Annotated in this window: 19 protein-coding genes and 1 riboswitch; of the genes, 9 read left to right on the forward strand and 10 right to left on the reverse strand. The window is 69.6% G+C overall.

Annotated elements, in window-relative coordinates:
• The first annotated feature begins 258 nt into the window (after positions 1–258).
• Positions 259–900, forward strand: coding sequence for an HAD family hydrolase (locus QSK35_RS18575; RefSeq protein WP_502881686.1), 642 nt, complete (start codon positions 259–261; stop codon positions 898–900).
• Here the strand turns inward: QSK35_RS18575 and QSK35_RS18580 are convergent.
• From QSK35_RS18580 to QSK35_RS18590, 3 genes are all read right to left on the reverse strand, one after another.
• Positions 883–1,617: a CbtA family protein gene (locus QSK35_RS18580; RefSeq protein WP_285747759.1), complete on the reverse strand. Its 735-nt coding sequence runs from the start codon at positions 1,615–1,617 to the stop codon at positions 883–885. The genes QSK35_RS18575 and QSK35_RS18580 overlap by 18 nt on opposite strands.
• Positions 1,618–1,630: 13 nt before the next feature.
• Positions 1,631–1,819, reverse strand: coding sequence for a CbtB domain-containing protein (locus QSK35_RS18585; RefSeq protein ID WP_285747761.1), 189 nt, complete (start codon positions 1,817–1,819; stop codon positions 1,631–1,633).
• A 29-nt stretch (positions 1,820–1,848) separates the two neighbouring features.
• Positions 1,849–2,019: riboswitch (cobalamin riboswitch) on the reverse strand.
• A 48-nt stretch (positions 2,020–2,067) separates the two neighbouring features.
• Positions 2,068–2,727, reverse strand: coding sequence for a (2Fe-2S)-binding protein (locus QSK35_RS18590; RefSeq protein ID WP_285747763.1), 660 nt, complete (start codon positions 2,725–2,727; stop codon positions 2,068–2,070).
• Between the two features lie 83 nt (positions 2,728–2,810).
• Between QSK35_RS18590 and QSK35_RS18595 the strand changes: the two genes are divergently transcribed.
• On the forward strand, positions 2,811–3,104 hold the full coding sequence (locus tag QSK35_RS18595) for a holin (protein ID WP_285747764.1): 294 nt from the start codon (positions 2,811–2,813) through the stop codon (positions 3,102–3,104).
• Here QSK35_RS18595 and QSK35_RS18600 read toward each other — a convergent pair.
• Positions 3,024–3,863: a phosphotransferase gene (locus QSK35_RS18600; RefSeq protein ID WP_285747765.1), complete on the reverse strand. Its 840-nt coding sequence runs from the start codon at positions 3,861–3,863 to the stop codon at positions 3,024–3,026. The two genes, QSK35_RS18595 and QSK35_RS18600, sit on opposite strands and share 81 nt — an antisense overlap.
• 40 nt (positions 3,864–3,903) lie before the next feature.
• Between QSK35_RS18600 and QSK35_RS18605 the strand changes: the two genes are divergently transcribed.
• The 3 genes from QSK35_RS18605 to QSK35_RS18615 are packed head-to-tail and all read left to right on the forward strand — an operon-like array spanning position 3,904 to position 5,326.
• A complete protein-coding gene (locus tag QSK35_RS18605; RefSeq protein ID WP_285747766.1) occupies positions 3,904–4,167 on the forward strand; it encodes a phosphoribosyl-ATP diphosphatase in 264 nt (87 codons plus the stop codon).
• 14 nt (positions 4,168–4,181) lie between these two features.
• Entirely contained in the window at positions 4,182–5,042 is an 861-nt protein-coding gene (gene hisG, locus QSK35_RS18610) for an ATP phosphoribosyltransferase (protein WP_285747768.1), read from the forward strand.
• Positions 5,039–5,326: an antibiotic biosynthesis monooxygenase family protein gene (locus QSK35_RS18615; RefSeq protein ID WP_285747771.1), complete on the forward strand. Its 288-nt coding sequence runs from the start codon at positions 5,039–5,041 to the stop codon at positions 5,324–5,326. The genes hisG and QSK35_RS18615 overlap by 4 nt, the downstream gene beginning before the upstream one ends.
• Here the strand turns inward: QSK35_RS18615 and QSK35_RS18620 are convergent.
• From QSK35_RS18620 to QSK35_RS18630, 3 genes are all read right to left on the reverse strand, one after another.
• Positions 5,311–5,922, reverse strand: a complete 612-nt coding sequence (locus tag QSK35_RS18620) for a phosphoribosyltransferase (protein WP_285747773.1) — start codon at positions 5,920–5,922, stop codon at positions 5,311–5,313. The two genes, QSK35_RS18615 and QSK35_RS18620, sit on opposite strands and share 16 nt — an antisense overlap.
• A complete protein-coding gene (locus QSK35_RS18625; protein WP_285747775.1) occupies positions 5,922–6,707 on the reverse strand; it encodes a thioesterase family protein in 786 nt (261 codons plus the stop codon). The genes QSK35_RS18620 and QSK35_RS18625 overlap by 1 nt, the downstream gene beginning before the upstream one ends.
• 73 nt (positions 6,708–6,780) lie before the next feature.
• Positions 6,781–7,650 (reverse strand): RecB family exonuclease, encoded by an 870-nt coding sequence (locus QSK35_RS18630; protein WP_285747777.1) that lies wholly within the window; start codon positions 7,648–7,650, stop codon positions 6,781–6,783.
• Between the two features lie 161 nt (positions 7,651–7,811).
• Between QSK35_RS18630 and QSK35_RS18635 the strand changes: the two genes are divergently transcribed.
• Together QSK35_RS18635 and QSK35_RS18640 are read left to right on the forward strand one after the other, a co-directional pair.
• Complete coding sequence (locus QSK35_RS18635) at positions 7,812–8,945, forward strand: site-2 protease family protein (protein ID WP_285747779.1); 1,134 nt, start codon at positions 7,812–7,814, stop codon at positions 8,943–8,945.
• 17 nt (positions 8,946–8,962) lie between these two features.
• Complete coding sequence (locus tag QSK35_RS18640) at positions 8,963–9,790, forward strand: tRNA (adenine-N1)-methyltransferase (RefSeq protein ID WP_285747781.1); 828 nt, start codon at positions 8,963–8,965, stop codon at positions 9,788–9,790.
• A 15-nt stretch (positions 9,791–9,805) separates the two neighbouring features.
• Here the strand turns inward: QSK35_RS18640 and QSK35_RS18645 are convergent, their stop codons facing one another.
• Positions 9,806–10,450: an Rv0361 family membrane protein gene (locus tag QSK35_RS18645; protein ID WP_285747783.1), complete on the reverse strand. Its 645-nt coding sequence runs from the start codon at positions 10,448–10,450 to the stop codon at positions 9,806–9,808.
• Positions 10,451–10,645: 195 nt separating this feature from the next.
• Between QSK35_RS18645 and QSK35_RS18650 the strand changes: the two genes are divergently transcribed.
• Positions 10,646–11,773, forward strand: coding sequence for an IS30 family transposase (locus tag QSK35_RS18650; RefSeq protein WP_502881687.1), 1,128 nt, complete (start codon positions 10,646–10,648; stop codon positions 11,771–11,773).
• A gap of 51 nt (positions 11,774–11,824) precedes the next feature.
• Here the strand turns inward: QSK35_RS18650 and QSK35_RS18655 are convergent, their stop codons facing one another.
• Together QSK35_RS18655 and QSK35_RS18660 are read right to left on the reverse strand one after the other, a co-directional pair.
• On the reverse strand, positions 11,825–12,565 hold the full coding sequence (locus tag QSK35_RS18655) for a hypothetical protein (protein ID WP_285747785.1): 741 nt from the start codon (positions 12,563–12,565) through the stop codon (positions 11,825–11,827).
• A gap of 47 nt (positions 12,566–12,612) precedes the next feature.
• Positions 12,613–13,335, reverse strand: a complete 723-nt coding sequence (locus QSK35_RS18660) for an Rv0361 family membrane protein (RefSeq protein ID WP_285747788.1) — start codon at positions 13,333–13,335, stop codon at positions 12,613–12,615.
• A gap of 569 nt (positions 13,336–13,904) precedes the next feature.
• Between QSK35_RS18660 and arc the strand changes: the two genes are divergently transcribed.
• The gene (arc, locus tag QSK35_RS18665) at positions 13,905–15,704 is read left to right on the forward strand and encodes a proteasome ATPase (protein ID WP_285747789.1); all 1,800 of its coding nucleotides are present in this window, start codon (positions 13,905–13,907) and stop codon (positions 15,702–15,704) included.
• Positions 15,705–15,707: the final 3 nt, after the last annotated feature.

A 15,707-nucleotide genomic window follows, 5' to 3' on the forward strand; every position in this document is an offset into this window, starting at 1 on the left:
CCTGGCGCTCGCCCGACGTGTGACCTGGCGCTCGCCCGACGTGTGACCTGGCGCTCGCCCGACGTGTGACCTGGCGCTCGCCCGACGTGTGACCTGGCGCTCGCCCGACGTGTGACCTGGCGCTCGCCGGCCGGAATTGTCGGTGCTGTCTGGGAGAATGGAATCAAGGGGGACCCCCTTCGCCGGGGGACGCCCGATTGAGCGTGTCGTGACTTGGGGAGTGTGTCCGTGGTTCGTCCTGCCGCCGTCCTGTGGGACATGGACGGAACGCTGCTGGACTCGGAGAAGCTGTGGGACATCCCGCTCTACGAGTACGCCGAGAAGCTCGGCGGCCGGCTGTCGCTGGCGACCCGGCAGAAGATGGTCGGCACGAACGTGCCCACGACGATGTCGCTGCTGTTCGGCGAGGTCGGCATCACGCCGACCGCGGACGACCTGGCGGACGGCGCCGCGTGGATCCTGCGGCGCACGGAGGAGGTGTTCCGGTCCGGGCTGGTGTGGCGGCCGGGCGCCCAGGAGGCGTTGCGGACCGTGCGCGCGTCCGGCGTGCCGATGGCGCTCGTGACGTCGACCGACCGCGGGCTGACCGAGATCTGCCTCGACACGATCGGGCGTGAGCTGTTCGATGCGACGGTGTGCGGTGACGAGGTCGACGGGCTGAACAAGCCGCTGCCGGAGCCGTATCTGAAGGCCGCGCGGTTGCTCAATGTCGAACCGCGTTCGACAGTGGCGATCGAAGACTCTCCGACGGGCGTGCGTTCCGCGGTCGCGGCCGGGTGCACGGTGCTGGTGGTGCCGTGTGACGTGCCCGTGGACGAAGGCGAGCGCCGCGTGTTCCGCGACTCGCTGGTCGGTCTGGAACTCGCGACGCTCGCTTCGCTGCTAGACGGTCGTCTTTAGCTTCCGGACGGCCGGGTCGACCAGGAGGCCGAACACCAGCCCGAGGCCCACGTACATCGTGGCCGTCTCGGCCAGCGACGAGAGCCGGAACTGCCACAGCACCGCGGTCGGCATGTCCGCCGGAATCGCGTCCGGGGACGCCGGGAACACCAGCAGCACGATCGCCGTCGCGGCCACGACCGCGAGCAGCACTGCCGTGGTGCGGACCGGTGCGGCGAGGTGCTGCAGCCGTGCCGCGAGCCGGCTCGCCCCGTAGACGATCACCAGACCCGCGGCGATCACGCCGAGGTAGAGGACCGTGCGGAAGTCGACCGTGTCCGGGTCGCCGACCGCGGGCGGGTTGGGCGGGTACTTGAGGAACGGCAGCAGCGCGGCCGCCCCGAACACCGCGACGCCCAGCGAGAGGCTGCGGCTGAACGGCGTTCGATCCACGAACCAGCGGTTCGCCATGGCGTACGCGGTGGCGAACACCAGGCCGATCGCGAGGCCGACGATCACCGGTGCGAGCACGCCGCCGACCAGCTGCAGCGGCCGGCTGACCAGTGCTTCCTCATGGGAGTGCTCGCCACCACCGGTGTGCTGGCGGGACTCCTCGACGGCCAGCGCCGCGCGGATCGGGATCTCGACCAGGAGGAGACCGACCAGGCCCGCGGCGAGCCCGGAGATCCCTCCGGCCGCGACCCCGCGCAGCGCCAGAGACCTGTATGTGGTTGTCATGCGGGCCCCGGGATCAGTGGCAGGGAACGCCGAGCGCGTGCCGGCCGTCGTGGAAGAACTCGTGCAGCAGTTCGGATGAGGCGCCGAGCGCGAGTCCGTTCTCCTGCAGCACCAGGTAGGTGACCAGAAGACCGAGCAGTGCGACGGCGAACGCCCACTTCGGTACCTGGACGGCGGACAGATGGGCAGCGGGGCTCGTCATGACGGGCTCCTCCATACCTCGTGGAAGGTCAACTGTTCAGCGCCGCAGCCGGTCTCCTGACTCCCGGATCGACACCGCCCCCGCGTCTTCCCAGCCCTTCGGCCAGTGACGTGCTCGGCGGGGTTGGCTCCCCGGTCACAGTGGCGAGGACCGCGCCGGATTTTCACCGGCTTCCCGTCACTGCGGCGCCCGAACCGTACGGGTTTTCGCCGGGAATGCACAACCGGCCATAAGAGTTGTCGCGTTGATCACTTCGTCAGTGGACAGTCGCCGCAGGTCCCGCCGCCCTCGAGGCGGTAGTACAGACAACAGCTGCGGCGCCGGAACGCCACCTCACCGGGAAACGCGATGAACTCTCCGGTTCCGTTCCACGGTGCCTGTTCGAGTACGTGCTCACCCCGTTTTGTGGCTTCTTCCGCGCTGATCGTGTTCGTGACCGCCATGGTGCGCAACGCGCCCGCGATCGCCGACACGGCGTTGCCCCACAGCAGTCCACGTGCGACCGGAACGATCTTCCGGATCGCGTCGATGATCGGTGCGAGCGCTTCCGCGGGCTCCGGACCCTGCTGCGGTGTGTCGATGCGGAGGGAGAGTCCGCTGCCGTCGTAGCGCCACCAGAGGTTGCCCGGCCGGATGTCCGGTGTGATGCCGTCGAGCGCGTTCGTCGCCGTGACCGGGCACAGCAGGCGCGCGGTGTAGCTCAGGAAGAACAGGCTCGCGGCCACTCGTGGTTCGTTCGTGCGATACCGCCGCGCGATCGTCTCGATGGTTTCGGCGAGGAGGGGGCCTTCGAGCAGAGCGGTGCCGGGGTGCCAGGAGTCGTCCGGGCGGCCGACGTCGAGCACGAAGAACGGGCTGATGCCGCGCACCTTGCGCAACGACGCGAGGGTCTCGCCGAATTCGGACACTTTTCGCTACTCCGTGTATCTCGGGCGCTCTGCCGCCGCTCTCATCCAGTAACAATGCACCATCATCCGGGGGGATGATCATCATGACCAGCAAGGAGTTCTGGCGAGACACCGCTGAGCGTGCCATCCGCACCTTCCTGCAGACGTTCGCCGCGATGTTCAGCGCCGGCGGGCTCGGCCTGCTCGACGCGCCTTGGGTGACCGCGCTGTCGACGGCCGGGATGGCCGCGCTGCTGAGCGTCATCAACTCGGTGCTCGCCTCGCCGTTCGGGCGGGAGAACTCGGCGAGCGTCCTGTCAGATCCGGTTCGCCGCGACCTGCCGCGCCGCCAGGGCACGGACGCGGCGGCGGACGAGACTGTCGGGGCGGGGCGCTAGGAACTGCGCCAGGCTCAACAGGTCCAGCCGTCTCCCGCGGTCGAGGGCGTCCTCGTCGGCTCCGGTCGCTTCGAGGACGCCCATCTCGAACGGCGTTCGACAATGTCGGTGTTCGAAGCGCAACAGGTTGCCCAGGTCCGTCTCGCGCGGACCGGCGAACGTGAACTCCCAGTCGAGTAGCGCCGCGACGCTTCCGTCCGGTTTGAGCAGGACGTTCTTCGGGTTCAGGTCGGCGTGCACGCGCACCGGGTCCGTCTCCAGGTCGACCGCGTGTTCGGCGGCGAGCTCGCGCCATCCCGGCGGGGCGTCGGTCGCCTGGGTGAGCAGCTCGTTCAGCATTGTCGAACCGTCCGCTGGCCACGGCGTGATCTGCCAACCGTCGTTCGACCATGTCAACTCACCGGCGCTCGGACGCTTCCGTTCCCACACGCTGTTCGCCAATTCGCCCAATGTCCGGCCGAGCGTTCGACCATGTCGAACGGTGTCCGCGCGCACACCGTCCACCCAGGACAGCACGGCCCGATCTCCGGACGCGGCAAGCACTTCCGGCACCGGGACGCCGTCCTCGCGAGCTTCCCGCAACGCCGCGATCTCCAGGCTCGCCACACCGGGCCGGGTCCATCGGCGCAGCACCACCCGTCCGTTCACCCGCAGCACGTCGTTGATGTATCCGCCCGACACCCGTTCGACATTGTCGACCCGTGTGATGCCGGCGGTCCTGAGCAGCTCGACGTCCACGGGTTGGAACTCAGTGCCCACGTTGCAAGCGTCCGTTCGGGGGATGGGAGGATGCGGAGCCGTGAAGACCTTCGACGAGCTGTTCGCCGAACTCAGCGAACGCGCCCGCACCAAGCCAGAGGGATCAGGCACCGTTGTAGCACTCGAGGCCGGCGTTCATGCGCAGGGCAAGAAGGTGCTCGAGGAGGCCGGCGAGGTGTGGATCGCGGCGGAGCATGAGAGCGACGAGCGGCTGGCCGAGGAGATCTCGCAGCTGTTGTACCGGCTGCAGGTGTTGATGCTGGGCCGCGGGCTGACCCTCGACGACGTCTACAAGTACCTGTGACTGGAGACCGGAAGATGCTGCGCGTAGCGGTTCCGAACAAGGGTGCGCTCGCCGAACGCGCCTCCGCCATGCTCACCGAGGCCGGCTACCGCCAGCGGCACGAGCCGCGGGACCTGACGGTGCTCGACCCGTCCAACGACGTCGAGTTCTTCTTCTTGCGCCCCAAGGACATCGCGATCTACGTGGCGTCCGGCGACCTGGACCTCGGCATCACCGGCCGCGACCTCGCCGAGGACTCCGGCGCCGACGAGAACGGCGACGCCGTCGAGGAGCTCCTCGCGCTCGGGTTCGGCGGCTCGACGTTCCGCTACGCCGGTCCGCGCGGGACCGACTGGAAGGTCGAGGACCTCGAGGGCAAGCGCCTCGCCACGGCCTACCCGAGGCTGGTCGGCAAGGACCTGCGCCGGCGCGGCATCACCGCCAAGGTGATCCGCCTCGACGGAGCCGTCGAGATCTCGATCCAGCTGGGCGTGGCCGATCTGATCGCCGACGTCGTCGGGTCCGGCCGGACGCTGCGCCAGCACGACCTGGTGCCGTTCGGTGAGCCGATCTGCGAGTCCGAGGCCGTCCTCGTGCACCGGCGGGGGTCCGACCTCTCGGCGGCGAAGCAGCAGCTCACGGCACGCCTGCAGGGCGTCGTGTTCGCGCAGCAGTACCTGATGCTCGACTACGACTGCCCGCGCTCGCTGCTGGAGAAGGCCATCGCGCTGACCCCCGGCCTCGAGTCGCCCACCGTCGCGCCGCTCGCGCACGAGGACTGGGTGGCCGTGCGGTCCATGGTGCCGCGCAAGGACGCCAACCAGGTGATGGACGAGCTGGCCGCCCTGGGAGCGAAGGCCGTGCTGGCGTCGGACATCAGGTTCTGCCGCCTGTGATCCTCGAAGTCGCCCCGCTCGACGTCGTCCCCGGTCGCGAGGACGACTTCGAGCGGGCCTTCGCCGAGGCCAGGGAGTTGATCTCCGCGTCGCCGGGTTTCGTCGATCTCGAGCTGCAACGATGCGTGGAGCGGCCCAACCGGTACCTGCTGCTGGTGCGGTGGGAGACGCTCGAAGATCACACGGTCGGGTTCCGGCAGGGGCCGCTGTACCCGAAGTGGCGGGAGCTGCTGCACCACTTCTACGACCCGTTCCCGACGGTCGAGCACTACAGGAGTCTCTGAACCTCGCGGTCGGCGACCTGGTCGAAGCTGTCGTACCAGCGGCTGACCGCCCCGAAGTGGTGCGGCGCGTGGACGGCCACCACCTCGTCGGTGAACGCGGTCATCGAGTCCGCGGCCGCGACCGGCACGGCCAGCACGATGCGCGCGGGCTCGTGCCCCCGCACCCACTCCACGGCCGCGTGCGCGGTGACGCCGGTGGCGAGCCCGTCGTCGACGATGATCACGTCGCGCCCCGCGAGCCGCAGGGCCGGCCGGTCGGCCCGGTAGAGGTCCATGCGCCGCCGCGCCTCGGCGCGTTCCTGCTCGCAGACGGGCCGCAGGCCTTCGCGCGTGAGGCCGAGCGCGCGCAGGGCGCGGTCGTCGTAGATCGGGTCGCCGTCGGCGGTCACGGCGCCGACGCCGTACTCGGGGTGCCCAGGCACGCCGATCTTGCGGGCCACGACGACGTCCAGCTCGGCGCCGATCGCGTCGGCGACCGCGCGGGCCACCGGGACGCCGCCTCGGGGGAGTCCCAGCACGACCGGGTCCGTCCAAGCCCGCCGGGCGAGCAGCTCGCCCAGTCGCTGGCCTGCGTCGGCGCGGTCGGAGAATCTCATCAGCTGCCTCGGTTACCCCTTTCGCGGACGAACAACGCCTGTGCGGTGCGGCCGACCGGGCCCGTGAGGTCGTGCAGCACGCTGGAAGCGACGCCGGCGCCGTCCGGCCCGATGACGGTGTTCGCCTCCAAAGCGAACCACTCACCCTCGGGCTGGCGGAACAGGTGCACGGACAGATCGGTGTTGATCGCGAACCACTTGCGGATGTCCAGCCGGCTGGACACGCCACTCGCCGAGTCCGCGATGGAGAAGAGCTTCTGCAACGGCGTCGACTCGTCTCCCTCGACCGTCTCGACCTTCGGGCGGCCCCACACGACCGCGTCGCCGGGCGCGAAGATGCCCCCGCTCAGCGACAGCCACTCGATGGCCGCCAGGTAGCCGCCCGACCACCCCTCGGGCACCAGCATCGGTTCCGCGTCCGAAGGCGGCCCGACCGCGGGCGACGCCCCGCCCCGCACCGCGTCGGTGTCGCCGACGCTGATCCGCCACGCCTTCGCGGTCATCACCGGCCGGCCTTCGTGGCTCAGCGTGCCGGTCAGGAGCTCGACGCTGCGGCCCGGCCGTTCGACTGCCGCCTGCACCTCGAGGTCGGCGACCGGCACCGGTCCCAGCACCTCGAACGTCACACGCGCCAAGTGCGCGTCGCGCGGTTCGGTGCGCTCGAACTCGCGCACCAGCAACGCCGAGGGCGGGCCCAGGTGCTGACTCTCGTTGTTCCACGGGCCGATCGTGTGCTCGGTCGACCGGTAACGGCTGCCGCCAAGGGGAACGAAGAAGGCGTTCATCGCGCGGCCCCATCGAAGATCGTCACTCCGGCTGGCCGGGGTGTGGTGCCGGAGGCGGGGCGGAAGGCGCGCATCAGTCGGCCCGGTCCAGGATCGTCTCGTCCTCCTCGGGCTCCGGCCAGCCCGGATACGGCGGAGGAGTGCCGTCGAACGCGGGACACAACGCCTTGTGGTCGCAGTAGTCGCACAACCGGCTCGGGCTCGGCCGGAAGTCACCCGTCGGCGCCGCGCGCATGATCGCCGCCCAGATCGCCTCCAGCGTCCGCTCGAACCGGCGCAGCTCCGCCTCGTCCGGCTGGTACGCGAGCGCCTGCCGGTCCGCGAGGTACATCAGCCGCAGCTGCCGGGGCACCTCGCCGCGCAGCCGCCACAGCACCAGCGCGTAGAACTTCATCTGGAACAGCGCCTTGGCCTCGCCGACCTCACGCGGCGCCGCGCCCGTCTTGTAGTCGACGACCCGGATCTCACCCGTCGGCGCGACGTCCACCCGGTCGATGTACCCGCGCAGCAACACGCCGCTCGGCAGCTCCGACTCGACGAGCAGCTCACGCGACTCCGGTTCCAGCCGGCGCGGGTCCTCGAGTCCGAAGTAGCCGTCCAGCAGGGACTCCGCCGAGCGCAGCCACTCCAGTTCCTCCGCCGACTCGGAGAACAGGTCGGCGAACTCGGGCCGTTCCGCACGGACCCGTTCCCACGCCGGGGCCAGGAGTTCCTTGGCACGGTCGGGAACCCGTTCGGCCGCGGGCAGAGTGAAGAGGTCTTCGAGCACCGCGTGCACCACGGTGCCGCGCACCTGGGCCTGGGTGGGTTTCTCGGGCAGGCGGTCGACGGCGCGGAACCGGTACAGCAGCGGGCATTGCTTGAAGTCTCCGGCCCGGGAAGGCGACAGGGCCGGTCGTCGAAGAGGCCGCGTCGCAAGATCCGCCTGCAGTGGTTCCGCCATGCCGAGAAGGCTAGGGGAAGGGTCTGACAGTGTTCGATTGCCGCGCCTCCGGCGCGGCGGCGAGGTCGCCGGGCCGCGCGAAATGACTCGGTCCAGACACCGACGCGACCTCGCGGGGCGAGATCACTGCGGCCCTACACCCGCCCACCTAGGCTGTTCGGGTGGCCACGACGGGCAGTTGGCGGCGGCAGGTCGACCGGGACGGCGGTCTGCTGCTGTTCCGCGCCGCCGGCGTCCCCGTCCTCCTCGCCCCCTCGTGGTGGCTGGGCAGCCTGGTGGTGATCGCCCTCTACGCCCCACTGGTCGACGACCTGGCCCCCGGCACCCCACCACTCATCGGCCTGGCGATGGCCGTGAGTTTCGCGATCTTCCTGGCGCTCAGCGTCCTGGCCCACGAGCTGGGCCACTGCCTGGCCGCGATGCGCCTGGGCATCCCGGTGCGCCGGCTGCGGCTGTTCCTGCTCGGCGGCATCTCCGAGATGCGCACCCCCGGCGTTCCGGGCCACGAAGGCGCCGTGGCGGGCGCGGGCCCGGCGGTGTCGATCGGGCTCGCACTGGTCTTCGGGGCCGGCGCACTGGTGATGGAGCCGAACAACGTCATCTGGCTGCTCGTCGCCCAGATCGCGGCGGCGAACCTCGCGGTGGCCGTGTTCAACCTGCTGCCGGGCCTGCCGCTGGACGGTGGGCGCATCCTGCGGGCCGGCGTGTGGGCCGCGACCGGGCAACGCGGCACGGGCACGCGCGCGGCGGTGTTCGGCGGCGTGCTGGTGGCGTTCGCGCTGGTGCTGTGGGCGCTGATGGGGCTCGCGGAGGGCAGTGAGGACCGCTGGCTGCGGTTCGGCGTGTGCCTGCTGACCGCGTGGTTCGTGTTCGCGGGCGCGCGCGGCGAGCTGGCGGCCGAGCAGCGGCGGACGTGGCCGGCGGGCGTGCGGCTCGCCGACCTCATGCGGCCGGTGCTGCAGCTGCCCGCGGAGAGCCCGGTGTGCGACGCGCTGAGCACGTCCGCCGGGCGTGGGGTGGTGCTGGTCAGAGCGGACGGCATGGCCGCCGGATTGCTGGACACCGAGGCCGCGCAACGGCTCGCGGCCGACTCGCCGTTCGCGCCCGCCGAGCTCGCGGCGGAGCCGATCCGGCCGGACACCGTGCTGCTGGAGAACGAGCCCGGCGAGCAGATCGTCGAACGGGTGCAGGGCACGGCGGCCTGGCAGTTCCTCGTGGTCGACCTGGAGGGGCGGCCGAGCGGCGTGCTGCACCGCGACGACCTCAAGAGGGCCATTGAAGAAGCCCGGCGCTGATCTGCGAAGATTTCGCGGTGAACAGCGTGAGTGGCCCGTTCCAGCCGGGCGATCGGGTGCAGCTGACCGACCCGAAGGGCCGGCACTACACCGTGGTTCTGGAGCCGGGCAAGGAGTACCACACGCACCGCGGCGCGATCCCGCACGACGCGTTGATCGGGCAGCCCGAGGGATCCGTGGTCGCCTCCGTCGGCGGCACGTCGTTCCTGGCCCTGCGGCCGTTGCTGGCGGACTACGTGCTGTCCATGCCGCGCGGCGCGCAGGTGATCTACCCCAAGGACGCCGCGCAGATCGTCATGTACGGCGACATCTTCCCCGGCGCGCGCGTGCTGGAGGCCGGTGCCGGGTCGGGTGCGCTGTCGTGCTCGCTGCTGCGGGCCGTGGGGGAGAAGGGCAGCGTCACCTCCTACGAGGTGCGGCAGGACCACGCGGACCACGCGATCCGCAACGTCGAGCAGTTCTTCGGTGAACGGCCGGGCAACTGGTCCATCACGGTCGACGACGTCAAGAACCACCAGGGCGAGGTCGACCGGGTCATCCTCGACATGCTGTCGCCGTGGGACGTTCTGCCGACCATCGCGAAGAACCTCATCCCCGGCGGCGTGCTGGTGGTCTACGTGGCCACGACGACGCAGCTGTCCACGGTCACGGAGGCGCTGCGCGAGCAGACCTGCTGGACCGAGCCGCACGCGTGGGAGACGCTCGTGCGCCCGTGGCACGTCGTGGGACTGGCGGTGCGGCCGGAGCACCGGATGATCGCGCACACGGCGTTCCTGCTCACCACCCGCAAGCTCGCGGATGGCGTCGTGGCGCCCAAGCCGCAGCGCCGCCCCAGCAAGGGTTAGTACGGCAAGGGCTGATCAGCCGGTACCGGAGAGGTAGGACGGGTCGCAGAGCTGCCAGTCGGACCCGTTCTTCTTCCACGTGTAGGTGACGTCGCGGTTGACCGGCTGGTCGGCGACGGTGCCCTCGATGTGGAACGTGACGCGCGCCGAGTCGCCGTTGTCCTGGACGTCCTTGACCGTCGCGGTGGTCTTGCTCTCCCGCTTGATCTTGTCCAGCTGTTCCTTGGTGCGCGGGTTGCTGTTGGCCTGCTCGAGGGCCTTGTCGACCTGCGACTTGATCTCCGGGCACAGCATGGACATGTACTTGGACTCGTCCTTGTTCGTGACGGCCGTCGCGTACTGCTCGGCGGCGCCACGGGCACCGCCTCCGGTGAGCAGGAAGAACGCCGCGATGCCGCCACCGACGAGGACCAGCGCGCCGACGATGATGCCGATGATGAGGCCGGTCTTGCCCTTCTTCGGTTGCGGCGCCCCGTATCCGTAACCGGGCGGTGGTCCGTATCCGGGCGGGGGCTGCTGCCCGTACTGGCCCGGCATGCCGGTACCGGCCGGGGGACCCTGTTGGGGCGTTTGACCCGGCTGACCGTACGGCCCTGGCTGCTGAGGCGGCTGGCCGTACGGGCCCGGCTGCTGTGGCGGCTGTTGCGGGGGATACGTCATGGGGCCACGTTGCCGCATTCCGGGCTTGTTCGCCTGACGAAACGGCCCCGCCACGCCGGGCTTGGGTTCTAGGGGTCGTTGCAACACCTGAGTTCAGGGGTTGCAGTGTTCGAGATCCGCGAGGACCGGTCGCCGCAGGGACGTAAGAAGTTGGTGGCGGAACGCCGGCAATATCTTGATCTTGTGGCGAAGGGTGTGGGCGCCGCCGAGGCGTGCCGGGTGGTCGGGATCAACCGGCGGACCGGGTACCGGTGGCGGTACGGACGAGCAAGTAAGGCCAAGGCCGGACGGAAGGCGAACCTGCCTCCCGCCCGGCCTGAGCCGTCCTCGGGCCGGTTCCTGACGGTCGACGAGCGGATCGTGATCGCCGATGGGCTGCGAGCGGGCCGCTCGCAACGGTCGATCGCGGTCGAGCTGGGCCGCCCGCCGTCCACGATCAGCCGGGAGATCGCCCGCAACTCTCATCCCGGCTCGGGTGACTACCGGCCGCACGCGGCCCAGGACCGGGCCGAGCAGCGGCGCCCACGGCCCAAGATCGGCAAGATCACCGCCTGCCCCGAGTTGCGCGATCTCGTGCAGGGCATGCTGGACGACCGGTGCAGCCCTGAGCAGATCAGCCGCCGGCTGCGCCGCGACCATCCCGACCGGCCGGAGCTGCACGTGACCCACGAGACGATCTACCAGACTCTCTACCTGCAAGGCCGCGGCGAACTACGCCGCGAGCTCGCACGAGCGCTGCGCACCGGCCGCACCATCCGCAAGCCCCGCCGTGCACCAGAGCGGCGCCAGCCCCGGTTCACCCACCCGATGATCATGATCAGTGAACGGCCCGCCGAGGCCGAGGACCGCGCCGTCCCCGGCCACTGGGAAGGCGATCTGATCATCGGCGGTGGCGGCACCTCGGCAATCGGCACCCTGGTCGAACGCGCCACCCGCTACGTGCTGCTCGTGCATCTGCCCGAACGTCATGACGCCGAGACCGTCCGCGACGGCCTCATCCACACGATCTCCACCCTGCCCACTCATCTGCGGCAGTCCCTGACCTGGGATCAAGGCTCGGAAATGGGTCGCCACCACGAGTTCAGCGTCGCTACCGGCATGCCCGTCTACTTCTGCGATCCCCACAGCCCCTGGCAGCGTGGTTCCAACGAGAACACCAACGGCCTGCTACGCCAGTACTTCCCCAAAGGCAGCGACCTGTCCGTCCACACCCCCGACGAGCTGGCCGCCGTCGCCGCCCAGCTCAACCGCCGCCCACGCAAAACGCTCGGCTGGGACACCCCAGCCGAGCGCTTGACCAAGCTCCTGGCCGAAGCCAGTTGACCACCTGTGTTGCAACGACCCCTGGAATTCGCCGGGCGGGGCCGTTCGCGTTCAGCGTGACGCCGTCGTCGAGGGGGCCGTGGAGGTGGCAGCCGCGTCGCCGCACACGTACCACTTGCCGCCCTGCTTCTCCAGCTTGTAGTCGGAGTCCTTGTCCGCCCTGGGCTTGCCGTCGTCCTCGACCGCGCCGGACAGCTTCATCCCGAACGTGCCCTTGTCGCCCGACGTCTTCACGTCGTGCACCTCGGCCTTCACGCCGGTCTGCGGCTTGCCCGTCCTGGCGTCGCCCTTGATCAGCGAGTCGCACACGACGCCCCGGAAGTCCTGGGGGTCGATCTTGCCCGCGTGGATGCCGTCGACGAACGTGTCGGCGAACTTCTGCGCCACCTGCTTGGCGGCACTGTCGCTGCCGCTCGAGCTGTTCGAGCTCGTCGTGGGCTTGCCGCTGCTGGTCGTCGGCGCGCTGCCGGTGCTGGAGCTCGTGGCCGACGCGGTGTCGTTCTTGTCGTCCTTGAACACGAACACGGCCGCGATGCCACCGCCGACGAGCACGAGCACGCCGACGATGATGCCGATGATCAGGCCGGTCCGGCTCTTCTTCGGCGGCGGGGCGCCGTAGCCGAAGGGCTGCTGGAAACCGGGCTGCGGCTGGCCGTACGGGCCCTGCTGGGCGGCGTACGGATCGGGCTGCGGCTGGCCATAGCCGGGCTGTGGCTGCTGACCGTAAGGCTGCTGCCCGTAGGGGCCGGGTTGCTGCCCATACGGTCCGGGCTGCTGCGGCGGGTACGTCATCGGGCTCCCCCCAGTGCGGACATGGTGATCACTCGCACGCTATGAGATCACTTCGGGAGCCCCGGCGTCTTGATGTCGGCCGCACGGGTGCAGTACTGCCAGTCGCCCGACACCTTCTTGAACTTGAAGTCCGTGTCGAACGTCTGGTCCGAGCCGCCGAAGCTCGACTTCAGGGTCACCGCGACGGTCGCGGTGTCGCCGGAGACCGAGGCGCTCTTCACGGTCACCTGGGGCACCGGAAGCGTCTTGGCCTTCTCGGCCATCTCCTTCTGCTCCGGCGTGAGGTTGCGCTTGGCCTGCTCGTACTCGTCCCAGACCTCCTTGCAGGTCAGCGACTTGACCTTGCTCTCGTTCCGCGACGCCGACGCGGCGAAGTACTCCTCGGCGGCCTGCTTGGCGTCGGCGTCGTCACTGCCACCGGAACTGTTGGAGTTGGTGTTCGTGCTGCCGCTGTTGCCGGACGCGCTGCTGCCGGACCCGCCGTCCGAGTTCATGGCGACGACGCCGATGACGCCACCGACCAGCACCAGCACGCCGATGATCACACCGACGACGAGACCGGTGTTCGTCTTCTTCGGCGGCGGGCCGTAGCCGTAGGGCGGCTGGCCATACCCCTGCGGCGGCTGCTGCTGGCCGTAGCCGGGCTGCTGACCGTAAGGCTGCTGACCGTAGGGCCCCGGCTGCTGGGGCGGCTGGCCATAGGGCTGCTGCCCGTAACCGGGCTGCGGCTGCTGGCCGTAGGGCCCCGGCTGCTGTGGCGGGTAGGTCATCGAATCTCCCCCGATTTGGTGTGCTGGCAGTGATAACGATTGGGCCAACCTCGGGTCTCCGACGGGCGGTCACCGGGAGGTGGGCCGGATGCGCGGCCAAAACCACCCGGTTGGCCGCACGGTCGCTGACCGTACTGGCCCTGTCTGTTCGAGTGGGATGCGACCCGTCCGACAGCTCGTCCTCGCTGTCGGTGACGGCCGGCTCGGCGGGCTTTGGTCCACTCTGTGGGAATCCGGCGGCTACGGGCACGTTGTGGCCTTGTACCACGGGAAAACGGGACGTTCGTCCGTTGCGCTGCGTGCGGAACCCGGTCCCCGCACCGGCCGAACATCCGATCTCCCCAGCCTTTCCGCAGGTTGCGGGCGTGTTACGAGATCGACACGGCGCCGCGAGTTACCGGACGCACCGTAGTGGGTATGCCCACGCCCTCGACACCGAGATGGAGCAGTTCACCCGCCGAGCGGGGGGATTGTTGCGTTACACGCCCGAAGATGATGTTGTGGGTGGCCCATTTTGTCGGTGATCGCCGGTACCGTAACTGGTACGAACACGGGAGGAGGGTGCCGACATGCAGCACGGTCATCCCGGCAGCCAGCCCGACGAGGGCGGCGAGCTGAACCAGGGCAACAATTCTGAGCTCACGGCGCAGATCAGGTTCCTCGAGGACGAGATCGCGCTGCTGCGCCGCAAGCTGACGGAATCACCTCGACACGTCCGCTTGCTGGAGCAGCGTTTGGCTGAGGCGTCGGAGCGCGTCAGCCAGCTGACCGAGCGCAACACGAAGCTCATAGACACCCTCCGCGAAGCACGAAGCCAGTTGCTCGCGTTGCGTGAGGAGGTCGACCGGCTGGCCCAGCCACCCAGCGGGTACGGCGTCTTCATGGCGCGCTTCGACGACGGGACCGTGGACGTGTTCACGTCCGGTCGCCGCATGCGCGTCGCCGTTTCCCCCGCGGTGGAGGCCGACAGCCTCTTCTTCGGCCAGTCCGTGCGTCTCAACGAGGCGCTCACGGTGGTCGAAGGCGGCGGCTATGAGCGCTCCGGTGAGGTCTGCGCGTTGCGCGAGGTCCTCACCGACGACGGAGCCCCCGAGGGCTCCATCGCACGGGCGCTCGTGGTCGGGCACGCCGACGAGGAGAGAGTGGTCTGGCTCGCCCAGCCGCTGCTCGACTCGCCGCTCAAGCCCGGCGACTCGCTCCTCGTCGACACCAAGGCGGGCTTCGCCTACGAACGGGTGCCGAAGGCCGAGGTCGAGGACCTGGTGCTGGAGGAGGTGCCGGACATCGACTACAACGACATCGGCGGCCTCTCCCGGCAGATCGAGCAGATCCGCGACGCGGTCGAGCTCCCGTTCCTGCACGCCGACCTGTTCCGCGAGTACCAGCTGCGGCCGCCGAAGGGCGTCCTGCTCTACGGCCCGCCCGGCTGCGGCAAGACGCTCATCGCCAAGGCGGTGGCGAACTCGCTGGCCAAGAAGGTGCAGGAGGCCCGCGGGGAGACCGACAAGCAGGCGAAGTCGTACTTCCTCAACATCAAGGGCCCGGAGCTGCTCAACAAGTTCGTCGGCGAGACCGAGCGGCACATCCGGCTGATCTTCCAGCGGGCGCGCGAGAAGGCGTCCGAGGGCACCCCGGTGATCGTGTTCTTCGACGAGATGGACTCGATCTTCCGCACCCGCGGATCCGGTGTGTCGTCCGACGTCGAGACGACGATCGTGCCGCAGCTCCTCTCGGAGATCGACGGTGTCGAGGGTCTCGAGAACGTCATCGTCATCGGCGCCTCCAACCGCGAGGACATGATCGACCCCGCGATCCTGCGGCCCGGCCGCCTGGACGTGAAGATCAAGATCGAGCGGCCGGACGCCGAGGGCGCCAAGGACATCTTCAACAAGTACCTGACGCCCGAGCTGCCGCTGCACGCCGACGACCTCGCCGAGTTCGGCGGGGACCCGCAGGCGTGCATCGAAGGCATGGTGCAGCACACCGTCGAGCGCATGTACGAGGAGTCCGAGGAGAACCGGTTCCTCGAGGTCACCTACGCCAACGGTGACAAGGAAGTCCTGTACTTCCGCGACTTCAACTCGGGCGCGATGATCCAGAACATCGTGGACCGGGCGAAGAAGGCCGCCATCAAGTCCCTGCTGGACACCAAGCAGCCGGGACTCTCGGTGCGGCACCTGCTCGACGCCATCGTCGACGAGTTCGCGGAGAACGAGGACCTGCCGAACACCACGAACCCGGACGACTGGGCTCGCATCTCGGGCAAGAAGGGGGAGCGGATCGTGTACATCCGCACCCTCGTCACCGGGAAGAACCAGGAGTCGGGGCGGGCGATCGACACCGCCACGAACACGGGTACGTACCTGTAAGTG

The sequence above is a fragment of the Lentzea sp. NBRC 105346 genome (assembly GCF_030269605.1).
Taxonomy (GTDB): domain Bacteria; phylum Actinomycetota; class Actinomycetes; order Mycobacteriales; family Pseudonocardiaceae; genus Lentzea.